Raw genomic sequence first — 19,873 nt, forward strand, 5'->3', positions numbered from 1 at the left:
GCTTGAGCGACAACCACGACACAGCCAGTCCACGGTCGGAGGCGGCCCACGCGGTCGCCTCCGGCGGTGTTGTCGCGGCGTTGCCGGACGGGGTGGACAGTCCCACGGCGCTGGCCGAGCAGCTGGCGCGGACCGACTACCTGGCCGGGACCGGGCTGTCGACCGTGGCCTACCTCGCGCTCAAGCTCGGACGACCGCTGTTCCTGGAGGGCGAGCCAGGGGTCGGGAAGACGGCGCTGGCGCAAGCCCTCGCGGAGTTGCTGGACGCACCACTGATCCGGCTGCAGTGCTACGAGGGGATCGATGCCTCCCAGGCGTTGTACGACTGGGACTTCCCCCGCCAGCTGCTGCACCTCCGCGCTGCTGAGACGGCCGGGTCGACAGGGGACGTCGAGGCACTCGAGGGTGAGCTGTACGACGAGCGGTTCCTGTTGGAGCGGCCGTTGCTGCGGGCCCTCCGGACCGCTCCGTCGGTGCTGTTGATCGATGAGATCGACCGGGCCGACGACGAGTTCGAGGCGTTCCTGCTCGAGCTGCTGAGCGAGTTCAGCGTGACCATCCCCGAGTTGGGCCGCGTCCACGCGGCGGTACGGCCTGTGGTGATCATCACCTCGAACCGGACGCGAGAGGTCCACGACGCCCTGAAACGACGGTGCACCTACCACTGGCTGGACCACCCGGACTTCGAGCGCGAGTGCGCGATCGTCCGGCGGCGATGCCCGGCGGCGTCCGCAGCCCTCACCGAGCAGGTCGTGGGCGTCGTCCAGCAGTTCCGTGAGGAGGATCTCTTCAAGCCTCCTGGCGTGGCCGAGACGATCGACTGGACTCAGGCACTGGTGGCCCTCGGGGCGGACACGCTGGATGCGGAGTTGGCGACGGCAACGCTCGGGTCGGTCCTGAAGTACCGCGAAGACCTCGAGCACGCCCAACGCCTCAACGTCCACGCGATGCTGGAGAAGGCCCTGTCAGCGTGACCCACCTGCGAGTCGTCGCGTTTCTCCCTTGAGGTGAGTCATTCATGCGTGACGAAGAACTCCAAGATGACACACCCCCGGTCAGAGGCGGTCCGCGCGCCGACATGGCCGCCACCGCCACCGCGTTCGCCCGGACCGTCCGCGCCGCCGGCGTCCCGGTCACCACCGGGCGGGTCCAGGCCTTCGTCGACTCCCTAGCCCTGCTCGACCCGACCTCCACCACTGACGTCTACTGGGCCGGCCACTCCACCCTCTGCAGCGACCCGCAGGACTTCGGCCGGTACGACCGCGCGTTCCACGCCTTCTTCACCGGCGAGGCACCCCACGAACGGCTGAAGGTCGCCCCACCCGACGCCTCCCCACCCGACCTGCAGTCACTCACCGCTCCGCTGACTGACGGGCACGACGCCGACGACGAGGCCGAGATCCTCAACCTCGAGGCCGGCGCGTCCGGGACCGAGATCCTTCGCCAGCGCGACCTGGCGTCCCTCAACGCCGGGGACCGTGACGTGGTCAACCGGCTGCTCGCCACCCTCCGCCTGCCGGGCGAAGCACGGCGGACCCGCCGCCACGAACCATGGCACCGCGGCAGCATCAACCGCCAAGCCACCGTCCGCGAGGCGCTGCACGGCATGGGCGATCCGCGACGGCTGCGACACCGCCGACAACAGGACCGTCCCCGAGCGGTCGTCCTGCTCGTCGACGTGTCCGGGTCGATGACCTCCTACGCCGACGCCCTGCTTCGGTTCGCCCACGTCGCCGTCGGTCGCGGGCCCCGAACCCGTCCGACCGAGGCCTTCACCGTGGGCACCCGGCTCACGCGGATCACACGCGAACTTCGGCACCGCGACCCGGACACCGCCATGGCCGCCGTCGCCGGGGCCATTCCCGACTGGTCAGGAGGGACTCGACTGGGAGACGGACTGAAGGAGTGGTTGGACCGCTGGGGGCAACGCGGACTGGCTCGTGGCGCGGTGATGGTGATCCTCAGCGACGGGTGGGAGCGGGGCGACGCCGGCATCCTGGGGGAGCAGATGGCGCGACTCCAGCGGCTGGCCCACCGGGTCGTCTGGTCCAACCCCCGCAAGGCTGCACCCGGCTACCGGCCGCTGGTCGGCGGGATGGCTGCGGCCCTGCCGCACGTGGACCAGTTCCTGAGCGGCCACAGCGTTGCAGCGCTCGAACGGCTCGCAGCCGTCGTTGCTGGAGTGTCGACAGAGCCGAATCGCGGCAGAGTTGGGACACACCGCGCCAGTAGGTGAGGCGCCAGTAGGAGAACAGCCATGCGAGAGATCCTGACCGAGCTGGACCAGTGGCATGCGGCGGGCCGACCCGCGGCGCTTGCCACCGTGGTCAACACCCGCATCAGCGCACCACGTGATCCTGGTGCGGCCATGGCGGTCAACGCTGACGGCATCGTGGTGGGCAGCGTCTCGGGCGGGTGTGTTGAGGGTGCCGTCGTCGAGCAGGCCCGTGAGGTGCTGGACGGCGGGCCGGCCCGGCAGGTCACCTACGGCGTCTCCGACGACGAGGCGATGGCCGTGGGTCTGACCTGCGGTGGCGAGATCTCGCTGTTCATCGAGCCATTCGACATCCCCGAGTTCGACATGGTGCGGGACCGCATCCGCGAGGGGATCCCCGTCGCCGTCGCCACCGTGGTCGACGGGCCCGGGCTGGTCGGCTCCAAGCTGGTCGTGACCGAGGACGCCATCTACGGCGATCTGGGTTCCGAGGGCCTCGGGGTGGCGGTCTCCTCGGACGCTCGCGGCCTCTTGGCGCAGGGTCGGACGGCGCACCGGGGCTACGGCTCGAACGGCGAGCGCCGGGTGGATGACGTCACCGTCTTCATCCAGTCCTTCCAGCCGCCGCCGCGCATGTACGTCTTCGGGGCCATCGACTTCGCCGCCGCGGTAGCCCGGATCGGCAAGTTCCTCGGCTATCACGTCACCGTCTGCGACGCTCGCCGCGTGTTCGCCACCAAGGCTCGGTTCCCGGAGGCCGACGAGGTCGTGGTCCAGTGGCCCCACCGCTTCCTGCCCACCGCCCCAGTCGACAGCCGGACCGCTCTGTGCGTGCTGACCCACGACCCCAAGTTCGACGTGCCGCTGCTGGAGGTGGCCCTCGCGACGGAGGCCGGATACATCGGCGCGATGGGCTCCCGGCGCACCCACGATGACCGCATGGCCCGACTGCGCGAGCTCGGGGTACCGGAGGCGCAACTGGCTCGGCTTCGCTCACCCATCGGCCTGGATCTCGGTGCACGGACGCCAGAGGAGACGGCCGTCTCCATCGCCGCCGAGATCACGCAGTTGCGGTGGGGCGGCAGCGGCCGACCACTGACCGACACCGAGGGCCGCATCCACCCGGACGCGGGCGACGAGGCCGACGAGGTCACCGCGGGGACGGCGTCGTCGCAGGACGCCTGGGCCGAGGGAACGTTGGCTGCGGGCGCGTGATTCGACGTGATCGCCGGGGTCGTGCTCGCCGCGGGAGCCGGGCGACGGATGGGACAACCGAAGGGATTGCTGAGCGGACCTCACGGCCCCCTTGTCCGGGGCGCCGTCTCCGCCTTGCTGGACGGCGGCTGCTCGCCGGTCGGGGCGGTCATCGGTGCGGCGGCAGACCAGGTCTCGACCCTCCTCCCCGAGGAGGTTCACGAACTCCACAACCCGGCGTGGCGGCAGGGTATGTCCACGTCGGTGCGCCAGGCGCTCGAGTGGTCGGAGCGGGTTGGTGCCGATGGTGTCGTGATCCTGCCGGTCGACACGCCGGGCCTCGGCGCAGCGGTCGTTCGTCGAGTCCGCGAGCACGGCAGCGGGGGTGCCGGGGTGCGGGTGGTCCAGGCGACCTTCGAGGGTCGCCCGCGCAACCCGGTACTCATCGGTGCCTCGTACTTCGAGGAGGTTTCGGCCGCCACTGTTGGGGACAGCGGTGCCCGGGTATGGCTTGAAGCCAACCGAGACCTGGTCGAGGGTGTTGAATGTTCTGACATCGGCGACCCGAACGATCTCGACACCCCTGACCAGCTGGAGCGGTGGCGGCGGAACGCCAGTCAGGCCTACTGATCCATCCGTCCGGCACTGAACCCAGCACGAGGAGAACCAATGGAACTGACCCACAACTTCACCGTCCCGGTGGCGCCAGAGGTCGCCTTCGAGGTGCTGCAGGACATCGAGCGCATCGGCCCCTGCATGCCCGGCGCAACCATCGACAGCGTCGACGGTAAGGACTTCACCGGCACCGTCAAGGTCAAGATCGGCCCGATCAAGGTCACCTATCAGGGGGAGGCCGAGTACTCGGAGGTGGACGCGGAAGCCTTGACTGCGACCATCAACGCCCGAGGGAAGGAGTCACGCGGATCGGGGACGGCGAACGCGGTCGTGCGGGCCAACATCACGCCCTCCGGCGACGGCGCGGACGTCAACGTCGTGACCGACCTGGCCGTGACCGGCAAGCCGGCCCAGTTCGGCCGAGGTGTGATGGAGGAGGTCGGGCAGAAGCTGATCAACCAGTTCGCCGAGTGCTTGGCCACCAAGTTGGCGGATGATGGTGGAGAGGAGGACGACGCGGCACAGGACAGCAGCGAAGGGAGCGCCGAGGACTCCGAGGACACGCCGGACAGCTCGGCAGCGTCACTCTCCAGCGGTGGGTCCTCATCGGCCGCGACGGCCGGATCGGCGGCAACGTCGACGGGTGGGAAGCCTGCAGCGGCCCCGCGTCAGGAGCCGGAGGCAATCGACCTGCTGGACGTCGCGGGCGCCCCGGTGGCCAAGCGCGCCGCTCCGGTGGTCGGGATCCTGGCGGTCGTCCTCCTCCTGTGGTGGCTCAAGCGGCGCGGCGAGTAGCACCCGTTCGTCGCCGCTCGGGCAGGCGCAGGTCGGGGAGGCACACAGTTTGGACGAACGCTGAGTTTCCCCGCCGGGAGGTAAGGTTCCCCACCGGGAGGTCAGGTTCCCCACCGGGAGGTAGGGTTCCCCACCGGGAAGAAAGGCTCCCCAGCGGGACAGTAAGCCCCCCACCGAGAAGGTGGGACGCCCCAGCGGGGCTACAGGCGGCTCAGGGCCCGGTCTGCCTCCGTCCGGTCCACCTCATCCGTGGTGTAGCGACGGGTCTCCTCGTACCTGACGAGCTGCGCCAAGGCGTCCTGGTCGAGGTGGGGGAGTGCACGCTGTGCTCGCTCGGCCACCTCCGCCGGCGTGTCACTCTCCGGCGGGTCAAGCCCGTCGGACCGGAGCCGGGCGACCAGCCCCGCCCAGGGCCCGGCGCGCCGGAGCGCAGCCCGACGGAGTCGTTCACGAAGCGTCCTCGCCGCCGCACCGAGGACCAGCAGCCCACCGATGATCCAGACGTAGGTGACCGGATCGTCCGGCAGGCGCTCGCCCACCCAGCGTGCGAGGTCGGCCAGGAGGATCTGCGCGCCGTCGCCTTCGGGATCCAGCACCGGGGTCGTGACACCGGTCGGGTCGAACGCCACCCAGCCGTGGTTCGGCACGAACACCTCCACCCACGCGTGGGCGTTGGACGCCCTGACGATGTACTGGCCACTCAGGATCTGCCGCTCTCCGGGCTGGAAGCCCGTCACGAAGCGCGCCGGGATGCCGACCGAGCGGAGCATCACCACCATCGACGTGGCGATCGGCTCGCACCAGCCGACCTGGGAGTCGAAGAGGATGTGATCCGCCGGATCGGCGTCCTCCGGGGTGATGGGTCCGTCCAGGCTGTAGCGGATCTCTTCACCGATGTAGTCCTGCATCGTCTCGGCGATGCTGTACGGCGTCTGCCGCGGGGCCGAGGCCATCAGCTGCGCCGCCAGGTCGTGCACCCGTTGCGGCACCGTATCCGGCAGTTGGGTCCACCGGTCGAGGGCCGTCGGGACGCTGGCGGCGTAGTCGAACGGCTGGGAGCGCAACTGCTCCCGCGCCGTGACGTCGACCTCCGAGACCACGGAGTAGATCGTCCCGACGTCCATCTCGATCAGGGTGGTCACGGTTCCGTCGTCCCACGGCGTCGCGCTCTGCGCGGCCGTCCAGACCTCAACCGGATCCGCGGCGGAGAAGATGAGGTTCGGCGTCGGCCGCAGCAACTCGATGGTCTGGGTCACCCGCGTCGTCTCCGAGAGACTCGACCGGGGCGCATCGAGGCGCACCGGCAGCCCCTGGACGGGGGCCGGCTCCTCTGCGCTGCGACCCCAGACGCCATCGTCGTACAAGTCGAAGACGACACCCCGCAGTGGACGTGGTCGGTTGGTCCTGACCTGCAGGATCGGGGTGTCACTCAGCTCACCGACGGCGCGGGGATCCACGCGCTCGGCGAACCCGAAGTACTCGACCGGGTCGAACTCCCGAGCGCCCTCGCCATCCGAGTCGCCGAACGGCAGGTCCCCGCCCACACGCGAAGAGCCCTCAGGGGTCTGTGGTCCTGACGCGCCGAAGCTGATCGGCAGACCACCCAGCGAGGCGTCCGAGCGGAGGGGGACCGACGCGAACACCAGGCCGGCCAGCAGCACGATCGCGGTCAGCTGAAGACCGATCGGGGGAACCAGGCGCGACCAGGACGACGCGGCCTCGTCGGGCCGCGCCGCCGCACCGGGGCCGGCCCTGAGTGCGCGCTCCGCTCCCTCCACCCACTCGGCATCGACGGACCGCTGGCAGCGGTTCAGCGACACGGCCAGCAGGACCACGTAGGCGGCGACGACGACGGCCACCCAGGTCGGTGGGCCTCCGGCGAGGGCCAACGCCACCAAGGCCAGTGACGAGGTCAGGGTGAACATCAGGTCCCGCCGTTGCGGCAGGTCGAAGGCGTGCAGGACCTGGATCTCCAGGAACATCACGGTCAGGGGCAGGCGGGCGTCATCGACGTTGCCGATGCCTCGGACATCACCGAAGAAGCGCCACAGCACCAGGATCACCAGCACGCTGATGATTCCCTTGGCGGTGAGGTTGGAGGAGCGGCGCTGGCGGTGCGACCAGATGAAGCCGACCGGCAGCAGGAGCAGGACGAGCAGCGTCTCGAGCAGCGGCGCCGCACCAGCGGCAACAACCGCCAGAACCCCGAGCACCACCGTCCCGAGGATCAGGCAGCGCAGGACGATGTCGTGCTCAGGCCGCTTGGTCCGATTGACCTCGGCAACCATGGCCAGCGCCCGGCGACCCGCCGAGGTCGGCGGTGCCGTCGTCCCGCCGGAGGGATCTTCCGTCACGGTTGCAGCCACGCGCGGACCTCCTGCATGCTGTCGAGTTGGACGTCCGGAGCACTGGAGGCCAGGACGATCAGGTGGCCGTCCCGGCAGCGCAGGGTCACCGCGGGCGGGTTCGGCACGGCCGGAGGCATGTCCAGAGGACGGGCAGGAACCCCGTGGGCGGGCGGGACGGCGGCGAGGGTCCCGATGGAGCCGGCTTCCCACGTGATCAGTGACCCATCGATGGCCACCAGCACGTCGTGGCCGTCCGCGGTCGCCTGCTCGGCCAGGCTGGCGAGCACGGTACAGGCGAGGTCCGCGGCCTCCTGCGTCCACGTCCCGCCGTCCATGACGAGCAAGAGCTGGCCTCCCCCTCCAACACGGATGTGCTCGCGAACCATGACCTGGCCGTGGCGGGCCGTCGAACGCCAGTGCACCAGCCGTCTGGGGTCTCCCTGCACGAACGGACGGATGCTCGCGATCTCGTCGTCGGCGTGGCCGGCGGCTCGGTCCGCCTCGACCCCGGCGATGCCGGTCCGCACACGGACGGGGCAGGGCAGCGTCGATGGTCCGATCAGGCGGTTGGTCGCCACCTGGTGGCGACGCCTGGCCACGGCGAGGCCCAGCGGACCAACCGTCTCGGCCCTCACGCTCACGGCGTCGTGAACGCCACGCGGCAGGGTTGCCACACCGGTGATCGTGGCCATCTGACCACGAACGGTGCCCCGCGACTCGCCGTCAGCGGCGCTGATCCGCAGGGAGGTGACCCCAGCGGGCCGGGTGACCTGCACACGCAGCCTCGTGCCGCCGACCCGTGGGGGTCCGGACACCGAGATGGCGAGGTTGGTGTGGCGCGACGTCACGGCCGCGGTCACCAGGTCCAGGGCCGGCGCGGCAACCAGTGCCGCGGCCAGCATCACGATCCAGCCCGAGCCGATGTTGCTCCCCGCCAGGTACAGGACGACCGAGAGCCCGGCCGAGGCCCAGCCCATGCGGCGAAGCCGATGGCGCGTACGGCCCGTCGTTCGGTCAGTGGAGCGCACGGGCCTAGCCAGTCACCGCCGTGCGCGCGACGAGGTCCCGGATGGCGTCGGCCGGACTGGTGGTCTCGTTGTGCGGGATCAACCGGTGACACAGGACCGGCTCCGCAAGGGCCTTGACGTCATCTGGCAGGACGTGGGAGCGACCGGCAACCAGCGCGCGAGCTTGTGCCATGCGGGTGAGTTGGAGGCCGGCACGTGGCGAGGCGCCCTGTGCGATGCCCGGGAGGACGCGACTGCCGGCCACCAGCCTGACGACGTAGTCGACCAGGTCCGGTGTTGCCGTGACCTGTCGCACGTCGGCCTGGAGTGCGGCCAGTTGATGGAGGTCCATCAGCGCACCAAGCCCGGAGATCGGGGTGGCACGGAGTTGGTCGGTGATGATCCGGGCCTCGTGGGCCGGCTCCGGATAGCCGATCGAGGTCGCGGCCGTGAACCGGTCCAGTTGGGCATCAGGGAGCGGGTACGTCCCCTGGTGTTCACTCGGGTTCTGGGTGGCGATGACGATGTGGGGTTGTGGCAGGGCACGGGTGACACCATCGGTGGACACCTGCCCCTCCTCCATGGCTTCCAGCAGCGCAGCCTGCGTGCGGGGCGACATGCGGTTCGCCTCGTCGACCAGCACGACGTTGGCGAACAGCGGACCGGGGATGAACTCGAACGAGCCGTCGCCATCCGCGCCGCCGGGCCGCCACACGGATGATCCGGTCAGGTCGGTCGGCAGCAGGTCGGGTGCGCCCTGCACACGGCTCTCCGTCGCGCCGACCGAGCGCGCCAACGCCCGTGCCAGCACGGTCTTGCCGACGCCCGGAACATCCTCGATGAGCAGATGGCCGCCGGCCAGCAGCGTCGTCACGGCAAGCTCGACCACCGGCTGCTTGCCGACGACGACCTGCTGGACGTGGTCGATCAAGGCTCGGCTGGGCGATGCGGTGCCGCTGGACTGCGAGGACGTGCTGGACTGAACCGGTGCGCTGACGCCAGGGTGCATGACGTCCAACATCGGCAGATCAGGCTGTTTCTTTATGGTCACGATCCCGTTCCGTCGCTGAACCGGGCCGCCAGTGCAGCGGCACTGCCCGAGCCCAGGACGAACGAGGCGATCTGGGTCCCTGTCGAGTCCGGGCTGACCACCACCAGGTCGACGGTGAACAGCAGCAGGATCGCCAGGATGGGGGCGCCCAGCGCGGCCAGTCGAGCGGCGGTCGCCCGACCCGCCAGACCAGCAAGGGTCAGACCGGCGACCGTTCCGGCCGCGGCCGAGAGGGGCACGATCACCGCCAGCAGGGCGAGGGCCGTGACGAGAGTGGCCGGCGGCTGCAGCATGGCCAGACCGGCGCTGACCAGCCCCGCGACCACCAGCCCGCCGGTGCCGGCCGCAACCACTCGACGAAACACGCGTGCCGTGTCGGGCTCAGGAGCCGGTGAAGGTCCCGGACCGCCGCTCGAGGAACGACTGGACCCCCTCAGCAGCATCGTTCGAAGTCATGATGCCGTGCAGGCTCTCCTGCATGTCGGCGACGGCGGCATCGATGCCGACGTCACGGGAGAGTCGGGCCTGGCGAAGTGTTGCCTGGACACCCAACGGCGCCATGGCGGCGATGGTCTCGGCGATCTGGGTGGCCCGCTCGTGTTGCTGGCCCACGGCCACGACGTCCTGGACCAGGCCGATCTCCTTGGCGGTGGTCGCACCGAACTCCTCGGCGGTCAGCAGGAACCGCATCGCGTTGCCCCACCCGAGGTGCCGGGCCGCACGGACGGTCGCGCCACCGAAGGGGACGATGCCACGAGCCACCTCGAGTTGGGCGAACCGCACGTCCTCGGCGGCAACGACGATGTCAGCCGCGAGGGCCAACTCGATCGACAGCGTGAAGGCGATGCCCTGCACAGCCAGCACGACGGGTTTGGGGCAGGCTGGCCCCCAGATGCCGTAGGGGTCGGTCAGCCCCTCCGGCGAGAACGGCTCTCCGGCGGCGATCGCAGGTGCGACGTCAGCTAGATCGAGCCCGGCGCTGAAGTGGTCACCCTCCGCGTAGACCACCCCGACGCGGAGCCCGTCGTCCGTCGCGAGCAGGTGGTATGCCTCAGCCAGCGCTGTGTTCATCGCCCGATCGAAGGCGTTTCGCTTCTCCGGTCGGGTGATGCCGATGTGGAGGACGTGGCCACGGACGTCGGTGGTGATGTTCTCTGCTGGCATCGCGCTCCCTGCTCGTCGGCGAGTGCTGCTCGTGTGGTGCTGATCGACCGGAGCCTAACGCCGCGACATCCGGTGCTGAGCCGAGTCCAAGGGAGTGTGCGTGCCCGGGACCTCCGTGCAATCCTGATGCGACCAACGGATGGCAGACGATGAGAACGACGAAGACCTGCGCGTGGCCAAGGCCCAGCAGGGCGACGTCCGCGCGTTCGAGTCGTTGGTCCGGGAGCACTACGGAGCCGTCTACGGCGTTGCCCGCGGCATCACCGGGCGCGACGGCGATGCCGAGGACGCCACCCAGGAGGCCTTCGTCAGGGCCTGGCGTGCGCTGCCGAACTTCCGCGGCGACAGCGCCTTCTCGACCTGGCTGCACCGCATCGCCACCAACGTCAGCCTCACGCTGGTCTCACGCCGCAAGGACAAGGCGAGCAGTGAGATCCCGGACCGGGCCTCGACCGCGACCTCACCGGAGTTCCGGTTGGAGGACCGACAGCGACTCACCGTGGTGCGCGAGACCATGAACGGCCTGCCTCCCGATGCGCGCGCTGCCTTCGTCCTCCGCGACGTCCAGGGCCTCTCCTATGACGAGATCGCCTCGACCCTGGACATCTCGCTCGCGGCCGTCAAGAGCAGGATCTACCGTGCGCGGCAGACGGTCGCAGAGGCGTTGAAGGCCTACGACCTGCAGGGGAGTGCGGTATGACCGCGGTGCCGTTCGACGGTGGGTCGACGGGTGCGGGCCACCTCGACGACGAGGTAGAGCGTGACCCCGACGGGCTGGCCAGCGAGACCCTGGCACTGGTCCGCGACGCCGCCGCGTTGCTGAGCGGTGCTGCGGTGCCGCGACCCGATGCGGTCGAGCAGGTCGTCAGCCGCCTGCAGGTCGAGGCTGTGGTCGGCGCGGTCCTCGGAACGGTCGGGGGGTCACTCGGCCGGGTCGCACGTGCGGCCCCCGACCTCCTGGGGCTGGTTGACCCCGCGCCCGGAGCGGCAGCAGACCGGGGGAACGACCGTGCGGTGGACGGCCTTTCGGCGAACAGCGATGATGCCGGGCCATGAGCGCCGTCCTCGCTGCCGTGGTCCCCGTGGTCGTCTGTGTCGCGGTCGCAATCTGCGCCTACGTGCTCGTCAAGCTGCTGGGCGGGCGCCTGCTGGACAACCAGGGCGAGGTCGACTCGCTGGCCCGCACGGCGTTCGTCGTCGTCACCGCGGTCGGTGTGCTGCTGGGGATCGGCCGTCTGGTGGGACGGGAGGCGACGGATCGGGGGCTCGAAGACGCGCTCTCGGGGATCGTCGGCGCCCTCCCCGGCCTCACGATCAGCTTCATCCTCGTCATCGGTGCCCTGCTCGTCGCTGCCGTCGTCCGCGCGGCCGTGCAGCGACTGGTCGGCGCTGTCCGGCCGGCGATCGCAACCGCTGCTGGGACGCTGGTGTACTGGTCGATCGTGATCCTGGTCGGCCTCATCGCCATCGAGCAGGCCGGGATCGACATCGCGGTGCTCCGCCAGATCCTGCTGCTGGTCCTGGCCGCGACCTTGGCCGCCGCCGCGCTGGGCGTGGGTCTCGGGATGCGCGAGTTGCTGTCCGCGGTCATCGCCGGCCGTCACGTCGACACCATGCTCCGCGTCGGGCAGTCGGTGACGATCGGCCGGGTCACGGGTGAGGTGCTGAAGGTCGGACACGTCTCCGTCGAGATCCGCGACGACACCGGCACCATCCACGACGTCCCGCACACGCACTTCCTGGAGGACGGGAGCGCACGCACCGAGGCCTCCTGAGCCCACCTGGGAGCCGAGTGGCACCTGACCGGCTGCGCCGCCAGGGTGTCGCCCGGCGGGGGCGTGTCACACGGCGTCGATAGACTGCTGATCCTCATGCCACAGCCCGCGGATGGCCGCTTTCAGATCGTCAGTGACTACGAACCTGCGGGCGATCAGCCGCGCGCGATCACGGCGATGGCGGACGCCCTGGCACGGGGTGAGTCCGACGTCTGCCTGCTGGGGGTGACCGGCTCCGGCAAGACGTTCACCATGGCCAACCTCATCGCCGAGGTGCAGCGGCCGACCCTGGTGATGGCACCGAACAAGACGCTGGCCGCCCAGTTGGCGGGCGAGTTCCGGGAGTTCTTCCCCCACAACGCGGTGGAGTACTTCGTCAGCTACTACGACTACTACCAACCCGAGGCCTACGTCCCGTCCTCCGACACCTACATCGAGAAGGACTCATCGATCAACGATGAGATCGAGCGGCTGCGACACGAGGCCACCATGGCGCTGATGACCCGACGGGACGTGCTGATCGTGGCCTCGGTGTCGTGCATCTACGGCTTGGGGTCGCCCGAGCAGTACGAGAAGTACCACCTGATGCTGTCAGAGGGTCAAGACATCGAGCTCGACGGGGTGATCCGCCGGCTGGTCGACCTGCAGTACGAGCGCAACGAGCTGAACTTCGTCCGCGGGAAGTTCCGGGTCCGCGGCGACACGCTGGAGATCTTCCCCTCCGACGGTGAGACGGCCTGGCGCCTGGAGTTCTTCGGCGACACCATCGACCGGATCACCCGGCTCGAGCCCATAACCGGTGAACTCATCGGCGAGTTCGAACGGGTCAACATCTTCCCCAACTCCCACTACATCACCGGCGGGGAGGGGCTCGCCACGGCGATCGGGACCATCGAGGCCGAGCTGGCGGAGCGGCTCGAGGTGCTCGAGGGCGAGAACAAGATGCTCGAGGCCCAGCGGTTGCGCATGCGGACCAACTACGACCTCGAGATGCTGCGGGAGATCGGGATCTGCTCCGGCATCGAGAACTACTCGCGGCACCTGGACGGTCGCAAGCCCGGTGAGACGCCCTACACGCTGATGGACTACTTCCCCGATGACTTCATGATCATCGCGGACGAGTCACACGTGACCATTCCGCAGGTGGGTGGTATGTACGAGGGCGACCGGTCCCGCAAGCTCACGCTGGTCGAGCACGGCTTCCGGTTGCCGAGTGCGCTGGACAATCGGCCGCTGACGTTCGAGGAGTTCCGGGGCAAGGCCGGTCAGACCGTCCACGTCTCCGCGACACCTGGGCCGTTCGAGAAGCGGGTGTGCCAGACCATCGTCGAGCAGGTCATCCGACCGACCGGGCTGGTCGACCCAGAGGTGGTGCTGCGGCCGACCAAGGGTCAGATCGACGACCTCATCGCCGAGATCCGCGAGCACGCCGAGCGGGACGAGCGGGTGCTCGTGACCACCCTGACGAAGAAGATGAGCGAGGACCTCACCGACTACCTGCTCGAAGCTGGATTGAAGGTCCGGTACCTGCACTCCGAGATCAACACCGTCGAGCGGGTGGAGATCCTGCGGGAACTGCGGCTGGGCCACTTCGACGCGCTGATCGGCATCAACCTGCTGCGTGAGGGGCTGGACCTTCCGGAGGTCGCGCTTGTGGCGATCCTCGACGCCGACAAGGAGGGGTTCCTCCGCTCGGAGACCTCACTGATCCAGACGATCGGTCGGGCCGCCCGCAACATCCACGGTCGGGTGGTCATGTACGCCGACAACATCACCGACTCGATGCGGAGCGCGATCAGCGAGACGAATCGTCGACGCCAACTCCAACAGCAGTTCAACGCCGAGAACGGGATCGACCCGCAGACGATCCGCAAGCGTGTCGGTGACATCATCCAGATGGCCCGCGCGGCCGAGGCCGGCATGCCCTATCAGACTGCAGAGTCGGGGAGTCGGGAGGGAGCCCCAGGCGACGTGCAGTTCCCCGACGTCAGCGACATGCCGGCTGACGAGTTGGGGCTGCTCATCCAGACCCTCACCGATGAGATGCACCAAGCGGCTGCCGAACTCAAGTTCGAGTACGCCGCGCGCCTTCGCGATGAGATCGGAGAGTTGAAGCGAGAGCTGCGTGGCATGGCCGCGGCGACGTAGGACGACGCGCCTGGGCGAACGACGTAGTAAAAAGGGCTCAGCTTTCACGCAAAGACGCCGATAGAGGGAGGGTATTCCGCCGCATGCTGCGGTCCAGCGTCAAGTACTGTGATTGCTGTTAACTACTGAGAACGTCCGATGAGGAGTCCCCGGATGCGTTCGTCTTTCCCCCTGTCAGTGCTGCTTGCCCTTGTGTTGTTGGTGAGCCTGCTTCCCGCCGCCGGAGCGACCCAATCATCAGAGGCCGCCGCGCCATCTGACGCCGGTGCCGTCGTGTCAGAGTCCTGGACGCCAGGTCAGCTCGACATCGACTGGGCCGCGTTCGCCCGCGAGAACCGCACCGAGTACGAGAGCAGCCAGTGGGCGGCCCTGGCTGACGGTCAGGACGCCGCAGCTGCCGCCGCTCGGTCGGCTCTGGTGGACAACTACACCGAGGCCACGGGTGCGGATGGGGGCCTGGACGAGGCAGGTGCCACGTTCAACGACCTCGAGACCCAGCGGTCCTCGGCCCTGGCGCAGCAGTACTACGATGAGTGCGACGACGGGACTAACCTGCCGGACGCCGGTCTGCAGGCCAGCCGCGAGAGCCTGTACCGCGGTGGCGGCGACACGACCGGTGGTGTCAGCTACAACCCCGGGCCGGCCGCGCCGCCGCCAGCGGTCGACCTGCGCAGCATCTTCATCGCACAGACCACGGATGACAATGGGCGGTTCGACCAGACCGGATTCCTCGTCTACGCCTGCCAGGAGTGGGCGACAGCGGCGCTCGGCTCCGGTGGTGTGACCTTCGGCCTCTACACCACCTTCGAAGACGGCGAGACCGAGTACCCGACGGTCCTCGGCGACTCCGAGTCCGGGCCCGACTTCGTCGTCTCGCTCTTCCCGGAGCCCTCCGTCCCCAACCGGCCGCTGCAGGTGCTGGCGGCCCGGACACCCTCACCCGATCCGGCCACCTGGACCTTGACCTACGCCGGCCCGGCGCAACGGATCGACGGCTTCGAGATCGACGGCGTCGTCCCCACCAGCGCGATCGGTGATTTCACGGCCGACTCCGGGTTCGCCTGGACCGTCGAGGTCGTCGACGCTCAGGAGAACAACCCGGGCCGCGACTGGTTCCCCGAGCGGAACTGGCAGCAGCGTGCCGGATCAGGCGAGGACGCCCAGCAGGGCACCCACATCCCGCAGTTCCCGGTGCCCGACTCCTGCGGTCTGCAGACCGAGGGCGGCCAGATCGCCTACCGGTTGACCCCTCAGCAGGTCACGCCCAACGACGACGGCTACCGCTTCCAGTGGTACCACGACCAGATGAACTCCCCGGAGGCCTGGTCGACGATCCGCGACTCCTCCAGCGGCGGCCGGGACCGGCCGGTGACCGTAGCCGTCGTGGACACCGGCATCGACGCGACGCGCTTCGACTTCCGCGACGGCGGATCCCGCATCGTGGGGGGTCTGGACGCGGTCTATGGCCTCGAGCTCGAGGGCGGTGACGCCGGCGGGGCCATCGGCCCGTTCATCGGTGCGGACTCCGTGCCGTACGAGACCTTCGGAGCCAGCCCACCTGCACGGAACTCCGACCGTGACCCCCACGGCACGGGTGTGGCCAGCCTGATCGGCGCCCGTGGCAACAACACCTTCGGCATCGCCGGCGTGGACTGGGGCGTCAACCTGATGCCAATCCGCGTCAACGACGTGAACGGCTGCATCGGCAACACCGTGGTCGCTGAGGGCATCAAGTGGGCCGTCGATCACGGCGCCGACGTCGTGCACGTCTCGCTGGGCGCGCCCGGCACCGAGGTCGTCACGACCGAGGGTGGCGAGGCCGACACCCCTGAGTGCAGCGACGGCATCGACAACGACCGCGACGGGACCGCCGACTTCCAGCCGGCCAACGGCGCCGAGCCCGACTTCGGCTGCGAGGACGCTGAGGACGGCTCAGAGGGCCTGTCCGCGCTCGACGGCGGCGACGGCGGCCTCGACACCACGCCAGCCTGCAGCGACGGTCGCGACAACAACGGCAACGACGAGATCGACCTCGACGACCCGTCGTGCACGAGCCCGGAGGACAACTTCGAGGGCAATGACGGTGAGAGCCAGAACTTCGACCCGCTGCGCGAGGTCATCGACTACGCCCTCGAGAAGGGTGTCCCCGTCGTGGCCGCTGCCGGCAACTTCGGCTCGGAGGACGACCCGATCGTCTACCCAGCCGCCTACCCCGGTGTCATCACCGTCGGTGCCACCGACCGCGACGCCGACCGTGCGTTCTACTCCTCGACCGGCCGCTGGCTGGACACCATCGCGCCCGGTGGGAACAACTCGCGAACCCTCGCCGGTGACATCGCCGTGCTGTGGGAGTTGGACCGGGTCCGCTCCGTCGCCGGGACCAGCTTCGCCGCACCACTCGTCACCGGGTCCATCTCTCTCTACATGGGACTGAACCCGCAGATCAGCCGCGACTTCGTCCGCGCACCCGACAACGCACCGTACCCACCGGACGTCAACCTGCCCGAGCCTGACGGCAGCTATCAACGCACCGTCGACGACGTGCGATTGGCCGTCCAGAACGCATCGATCGACCTCGCACCGGCCGGTCATGACGCGGCCAGTGGACACGGTCGCTTCGACCTGAACCGGATGCTCGACGTCGAACCCCGTGGTGGCCCCCTGGGCGATCCCGCCCGCGGGCTGCTGCCCCGGACCAACGTCGACTCGGTCGTCCAGGCCGCGGAGGGCCTGGCCGTCAGTCGACCGGAGATCTTCCCGGCGGCGGTCCTCGCCCGCGCCGACGTTGCCGTCGATGCGCTGGCGGGTGCGCCCCTGACCGCCAACGCGCCGCTGCTGGTGGCCCGCGGTGACAACGTGGCCCCCTCCACCATGGAGGTGCTGGCCGAGAAGGTCGAGCCCGGCGGCACGGTCTACGTGCTCGGTGGCGAGGCCGCGTTGGGCCCGCAGATCGACACGCAACTGAGCGACGCCGGCTACGACGTCGTGCGCTTGGCGGGTGACTCCCGCTACCAGACCGCGCTGGCCATCGCTGAGGAGGTTCGCCGGCTGACGCCGGAGACCGACACCGTGGCCATTGCCCGCGCCGATGGCGGGGACAACCCGACGGCGCAGTGGGCCGATGCCCTCTCCGGAGGTGCCTGGGCCGCAGCCACCGACACGCCGATCGTGATCACCGGTACCGACGCCCTGCACCCCGAGGTTGCTGCGGCCCTCGAGGCGTGGGGGACCACCAACACGGTCGTGTTCGGCGGGGAAGCGGCCGTGAGTGATGCGGTGGCGGCCCAACTGCCCAGCGCAACTCGAATCGCCGGTCCGGACCGTGCGAGCACTGCGGTTGCGGTTGCCAGCGAGCTCTGGGGCGGTGAGCAGGACGGGTACCTCGTCGCGAACGGCTACTTCGCCCGAGGCTGGGTCCACGGCCTTGCCGCGGCGGGCGTTGCCGCCGACACCAACTCACCACTGCTCTACACCGGATTCGACGACGTGCCACCGGCCACAGCCCAGCTGCTGGCGGAGTCGTGCGTCGCATCTGACGGCGTCCGCATCGCGGGCGGGGCGACGCTGGTCTCTGGCACTGCCGAGGCCGCGCTGATGGAGGCCACCACATGCTGAAGACCAGTTCCATGACGGCTCGCGCGACGATCGCCGCCGTTGCCGCTCTGCTCATGACGGCCGGACTGATGTCCGGCGTCAGTGGGGCCCAACAGAACGACGACAACATCGTCGTGATCGACGGCTCCACCCCCTCGAACCAGCAGATCACTGCCCGACTCAGCCGGCTGACGGTGAGCGAGGCCCGCACGGTCATCGTGGCCTCGTCCGACAATCGGTCCTACGCGGACTCGTTGGCATCGGCCGGGTTGCAGGACCTCGGTCCGCTGCTGGTCCTGGATGACATCCCCGCGGGCCGGCCCATTCCGGACGCGGTCGCGACCGAACTGCTCCGCCTTGACGTCGAGCGGGTGCTCGTGCTCGGTGGGGAAGCCGCCGTGAGCCAGTCCACGGTGGACGCGCTCGAGGCCGCTGGGTATCCGACACAGCGGATCGCCGGCCCGAGCCGGATCGAGACCGCCGTCGAGGTGGCCCGAGTGGGCGCACCCAGTGCCGAGACCGCCCTCATCGTGCGGGCATTCGGGTCTGATGAGGCCACCGATCCCACGCAAGGATGGGTCGACGCCCTGAGCAGTGGCCCACTGGCCTTGGAGCAGGGGGCCCCGATTCTGCTGACGCAGCAGGAGACGCTGACGGGCGCAACTGCCGCGTACCTTCAGGAGTCCCAGATCACGGATGTGATCATCATCGGTGGGACCGCAGCGGTGTCGAGCACGGTTGAAACGCAACTGCTGAGTCTCGGTTACGGCGTGTTCCGCATCGCGGGCACCGACAGGGTCGACACGGCACTGCAGATCAACGCGGCACGGGGAGTCCTGGACGCCCCGCAACGCAGCATCATCGTCGACGGATTCGCCGACAATGGCTGGGTTGGTGGCTTCGCCAGCGCACGGCATGCGGTCGAGACCCGCGGCGCCATCCTGCCGGCGCAGGGTGACCAGCTTCCGCCCGCCGTGGCCGCGCTGATCCAGAACAACCCGGTCTACGAGGCCCGCCCAATCACCTGCGTCGTGCCTCTTCCGGCGTGTCAGGAGATCGATCCCGACATCGCGCCCGAGCCGACGGACACCCCCACGGACACTCCGACCACGGGCCCGACCGAGCCGCCCGAACCCGTCACGGATGCCGTCCAGCTGAGCTCGATCCCTGCGGAGGGATCGGTGATCGAGCCTTTCGTCAACCTGAACCTCGAGGCCATCACGGAGGGCGCGCAGGACACCTGCGAGAACGACCGTGGTCTGGACCCTGACAGCGAGGAGTACGCGGAGTGCGTCGACGAGATCGTCGATGAGATCCTCCGTGCCCCGCTGCCGCCGATCGACGGGACTCCTGCCTTCGTGGCGTTGGAGCTCAGGCTGAACGACCCGCTCGTCGAGTTGCAGAACTCCGTGGAACTGTCCGGCGACTGCATCACCGGCGGTTCGTTCGCCATCCCCCAGAGCTTCGTCCGAACAGGAATCCTCGACACACGACCGAGCTACTACCTGGGACAGCAGAACGCTCCCGAGCCGATCCAGCCAGACATCGAAGAGCCGGTGCTGATGGAGGATCCGTCCGGGGTGTGCCGCATCACCGTCGTCTCACCGCTGGTGGTCAACGACGCCGAGGACGAGGGCGTGGATTTCGAGGAGAGCATCGAGTTCCAACTTGACTCCTACCTGGCCAACTACCGAATCGCGACCATCCCCAATGCACCCACGAACCAGGTGATCTTCGAGAACGACTCCTGGGGTCTTGACCAACGCGTGAACTGGGACTTCGGGGACGGCAACTTCTTCCCCGACGAGACCGGCTCTGTGGAGACTGAGCGGTACGACCGCTTCGTCCACACCTACGACGCCCCAGGCGAGTACGAGGTCACGATGACGTTGACCACGGCCTCCCGAGGCGATGACGGCCAACCGAACCAGACGTCCATCTCCCGCATCGTGGAAGTCGAGTAAGCC

16 protein-coding genes are annotated in these 19,873 nt (G+C 69.1%); 11 read left to right on the top strand and 5 right to left on the bottom strand.

Annotated elements, in window-relative coordinates:
• Window positions 1–2 precede the first annotated feature (2 nt).
• The 5 genes from C1746_RS18110 to C1746_RS18130 are packed head-to-tail and all read left to right on the top strand — an operon-like array spanning window position 3 to window position 4,819.
• A complete protein-coding gene (locus tag C1746_RS18110; protein WP_116716150.1) occupies window positions 3–974 on the top strand; it encodes an AAA family ATPase in 972 nt (323 codons plus the stop codon).
• 44 nt (window positions 975–1,018) lie between these two features.
• Window positions 1,019–2,236: a vWA domain-containing protein gene (locus tag C1746_RS18115; RefSeq protein ID WP_205711978.1), complete on the top strand. Its 1,218-nt coding sequence runs from the start codon at window positions 1,019–1,021 to the stop codon at window positions 2,234–2,236.
• Between the two features lie 21 nt (window positions 2,237–2,257).
• On the top strand, window positions 2,258–3,430 hold the full coding sequence (locus tag C1746_RS18120; RefSeq protein ID WP_116716152.1) for an XdhC family protein: 1,173 nt from the start codon (window positions 2,258–2,260) through the stop codon (window positions 3,428–3,430).
• A gap of 21 nt (window positions 3,431–3,451) precedes the next feature.
• Entirely contained in the window at window positions 3,452–4,039 is a 588-nt protein-coding gene (locus C1746_RS18125) for a nucleotidyltransferase family protein (RefSeq protein ID WP_276310003.1), read from the top strand.
• A gap of 39 nt (window positions 4,040–4,078) precedes the next feature.
• On the top strand, window positions 4,079–4,819 hold the full coding sequence (locus C1746_RS18130) for an SRPBCC family protein (RefSeq protein WP_116716154.1): 741 nt from the start codon (window positions 4,079–4,081) through the stop codon (window positions 4,817–4,819).
• 200 nt (window positions 4,820–5,019) lie between these two features.
• Here C1746_RS18130 and C1746_RS18135 read toward each other — a convergent pair whose 3' ends face one another.
• Genes C1746_RS18135 through C1746_RS18155 form a run of 5 tightly spaced genes read right to left on the bottom strand, consistent with a single transcriptional unit; the run spans window position 5,020 to window position 10,389 of the window.
• The gene (locus C1746_RS18135) at window positions 5,020–7,185 is read right to left on the bottom strand and encodes a transglutaminase TgpA family protein (RefSeq protein ID WP_116716155.1); all 2,166 of its coding nucleotides are present in this window, start codon (window positions 7,183–7,185) and stop codon (window positions 5,020–5,022) included.
• Window positions 7,170–8,144 (bottom strand): DUF58 domain-containing protein, encoded by a 975-nt coding sequence (locus C1746_RS18140; protein WP_116716156.1) that lies wholly within the window; start codon window positions 8,142–8,144, stop codon window positions 7,170–7,172. The genes C1746_RS18135 and C1746_RS18140 overlap by 16 nt, the downstream gene beginning before the upstream one ends.
• A 55-nt stretch (window positions 8,145–8,199) precedes the next feature.
• Window positions 8,200–9,225, bottom strand: a complete 1,026-nt coding sequence (locus C1746_RS18145; RefSeq protein WP_162867914.1) for an AAA family ATPase — start codon at window positions 9,223–9,225, stop codon at window positions 8,200–8,202.
• Window positions 9,222–9,590: a hypothetical protein gene (locus C1746_RS18150; RefSeq protein WP_162867915.1), complete on the bottom strand. Its 369-nt coding sequence runs from the start codon at window positions 9,588–9,590 to the stop codon at window positions 9,222–9,224. The genes C1746_RS18145 and C1746_RS18150 overlap by 4 nt, the downstream gene beginning before the upstream one ends.
• A gap of 16 nt (window positions 9,591–9,606) precedes the next feature.
• On the bottom strand, window positions 9,607–10,389 hold the full coding sequence (locus C1746_RS18155; protein ID WP_116716159.1) for a crotonase/enoyl-CoA hydratase family protein: 783 nt from the start codon (window positions 10,387–10,389) through the stop codon (window positions 9,607–9,609).
• Between the two features lie 139 nt (window positions 10,390–10,528).
• On the opposite strand from C1746_RS18155, the gene C1746_RS18160 reads away from it, so the two are divergent.
• The 6 genes from C1746_RS18160 (at window position 10,529) to C1746_RS18185 (ending at window position 19,870) form a co-directional block, all read left to right on the top strand.
• Window positions 10,529–11,089 carry an RNA polymerase sigma factor gene (locus C1746_RS18160; protein WP_116716160.1) on the top strand — a complete coding sequence of 187 codons (561 nt, stop codon included), beginning with the start codon at window positions 10,529–10,531 and terminating at the stop codon, window positions 11,087–11,089.
• The gene (locus C1746_RS18165) at window positions 11,086–11,445 is read left to right on the top strand and encodes a hypothetical protein (protein WP_116716161.1); all 360 of its coding nucleotides are present in this window, start codon (window positions 11,086–11,088) and stop codon (window positions 11,443–11,445) included. Before C1746_RS18160 ends, C1746_RS18165 begins: the two co-directional genes overlap by 4 nt.
• Window positions 11,442–12,164, top strand: coding sequence for a mechanosensitive ion channel domain-containing protein (locus C1746_RS18170; RefSeq protein WP_116716162.1), 723 nt, complete (start codon window positions 11,442–11,444; stop codon window positions 12,162–12,164). The genes C1746_RS18165 and C1746_RS18170 overlap by 4 nt, the downstream gene beginning before the upstream one ends.
• A gap of 96 nt (window positions 12,165–12,260) precedes the next feature.
• Window positions 12,261–14,312 carry an excinuclease ABC subunit UvrB gene (gene uvrB, locus C1746_RS18175; RefSeq protein ID WP_116716163.1) on the top strand — a complete coding sequence of 684 codons (2,052 nt, stop codon included), beginning with the start codon at window positions 12,261–12,263 and terminating at the stop codon, window positions 14,310–14,312.
• Window positions 14,313–14,513: 201 nt separating this feature from the next.
• Window positions 14,514–17,927 (top strand): S8 family serine peptidase, encoded by a 3,414-nt coding sequence (locus C1746_RS18180; RefSeq protein ID WP_162867916.1) that lies wholly within the window; start codon window positions 14,514–14,516, stop codon window positions 17,925–17,927.
• Complete coding sequence (locus C1746_RS18185; protein ID WP_116716165.1) at window positions 17,921–19,870, top strand: cell wall-binding repeat-containing protein; 1,950 nt, start codon at window positions 17,921–17,923, stop codon at window positions 19,868–19,870. The genes C1746_RS18180 and C1746_RS18185 overlap by 7 nt, the downstream gene beginning before the upstream one ends.
• Window positions 19,871–19,873 lie beyond the last annotated feature (3 nt).

It is taken from the genome of Euzebya tangerina (assembly GCF_003074135.1).
Taxonomy (GTDB): domain Bacteria; phylum Actinomycetota; class Nitriliruptoria; order Euzebyales; family Euzebyaceae; genus Euzebya; species Euzebya tangerina.

Coding starts and splice junctions, on each gene's coding strand:
- C1746_RS18115 (WP_205711978.1), top strand. CDS start 1,019: ATGCGTGACGAAGAACTCCAAGATGACACACCCCCGGTCAGAGGCGGT.
- C1746_RS18120 (WP_116716152.1), top strand. CDS start 2,258: ATGCGAGAGATCCTGACCGAGCTGGACCAGTGGCATGCGGCGGGCCGA.
- C1746_RS18130 (WP_116716154.1), top strand. CDS start 4,079: ATGGAACTGACCCACAACTTCACCGTCCCGGTGGCGCCAGAGGTCGCC.
- C1746_RS18140 (WP_116716156.1), bottom strand. CDS start 8,144: ATGGGCTGGGCCTCGGCCGGGCTCTCGGTCGTCCTGTACCTGGCGGGG.
- C1746_RS18155 (WP_116716159.1), bottom strand. CDS start 10,389: ATGCCAGCAGAGAACATCACCACCGACGTCCGTGGCCACGTCCTCCAC.
- C1746_RS18160 (WP_116716160.1), top strand. CDS start 10,529: ATGGCAGACGATGAGAACGACGAAGACCTGCGCGTGGCCAAGGCCCAG.
- C1746_RS18165 (WP_116716161.1), top strand. CDS start 11,086: ATGACCGCGGTGCCGTTCGACGGTGGGTCGACGGGTGCGGGCCACCTC.
- C1746_RS18170 (WP_116716162.1), top strand. CDS start 11,442: ATGAGCGCCGTCCTCGCTGCCGTGGTCCCCGTGGTCGTCTGTGTCGCG.
- uvrB (WP_116716163.1), top strand. CDS start 12,261: ATGCCACAGCCCGCGGATGGCCGCTTTCAGATCGTCAGTGACTACGAA.
- C1746_RS18185 (WP_116716165.1), top strand. CDS start 17,921: ATGCTGAAGACCAGTTCCATGACGGCTCGCGCGACGATCGCCGCCGTT.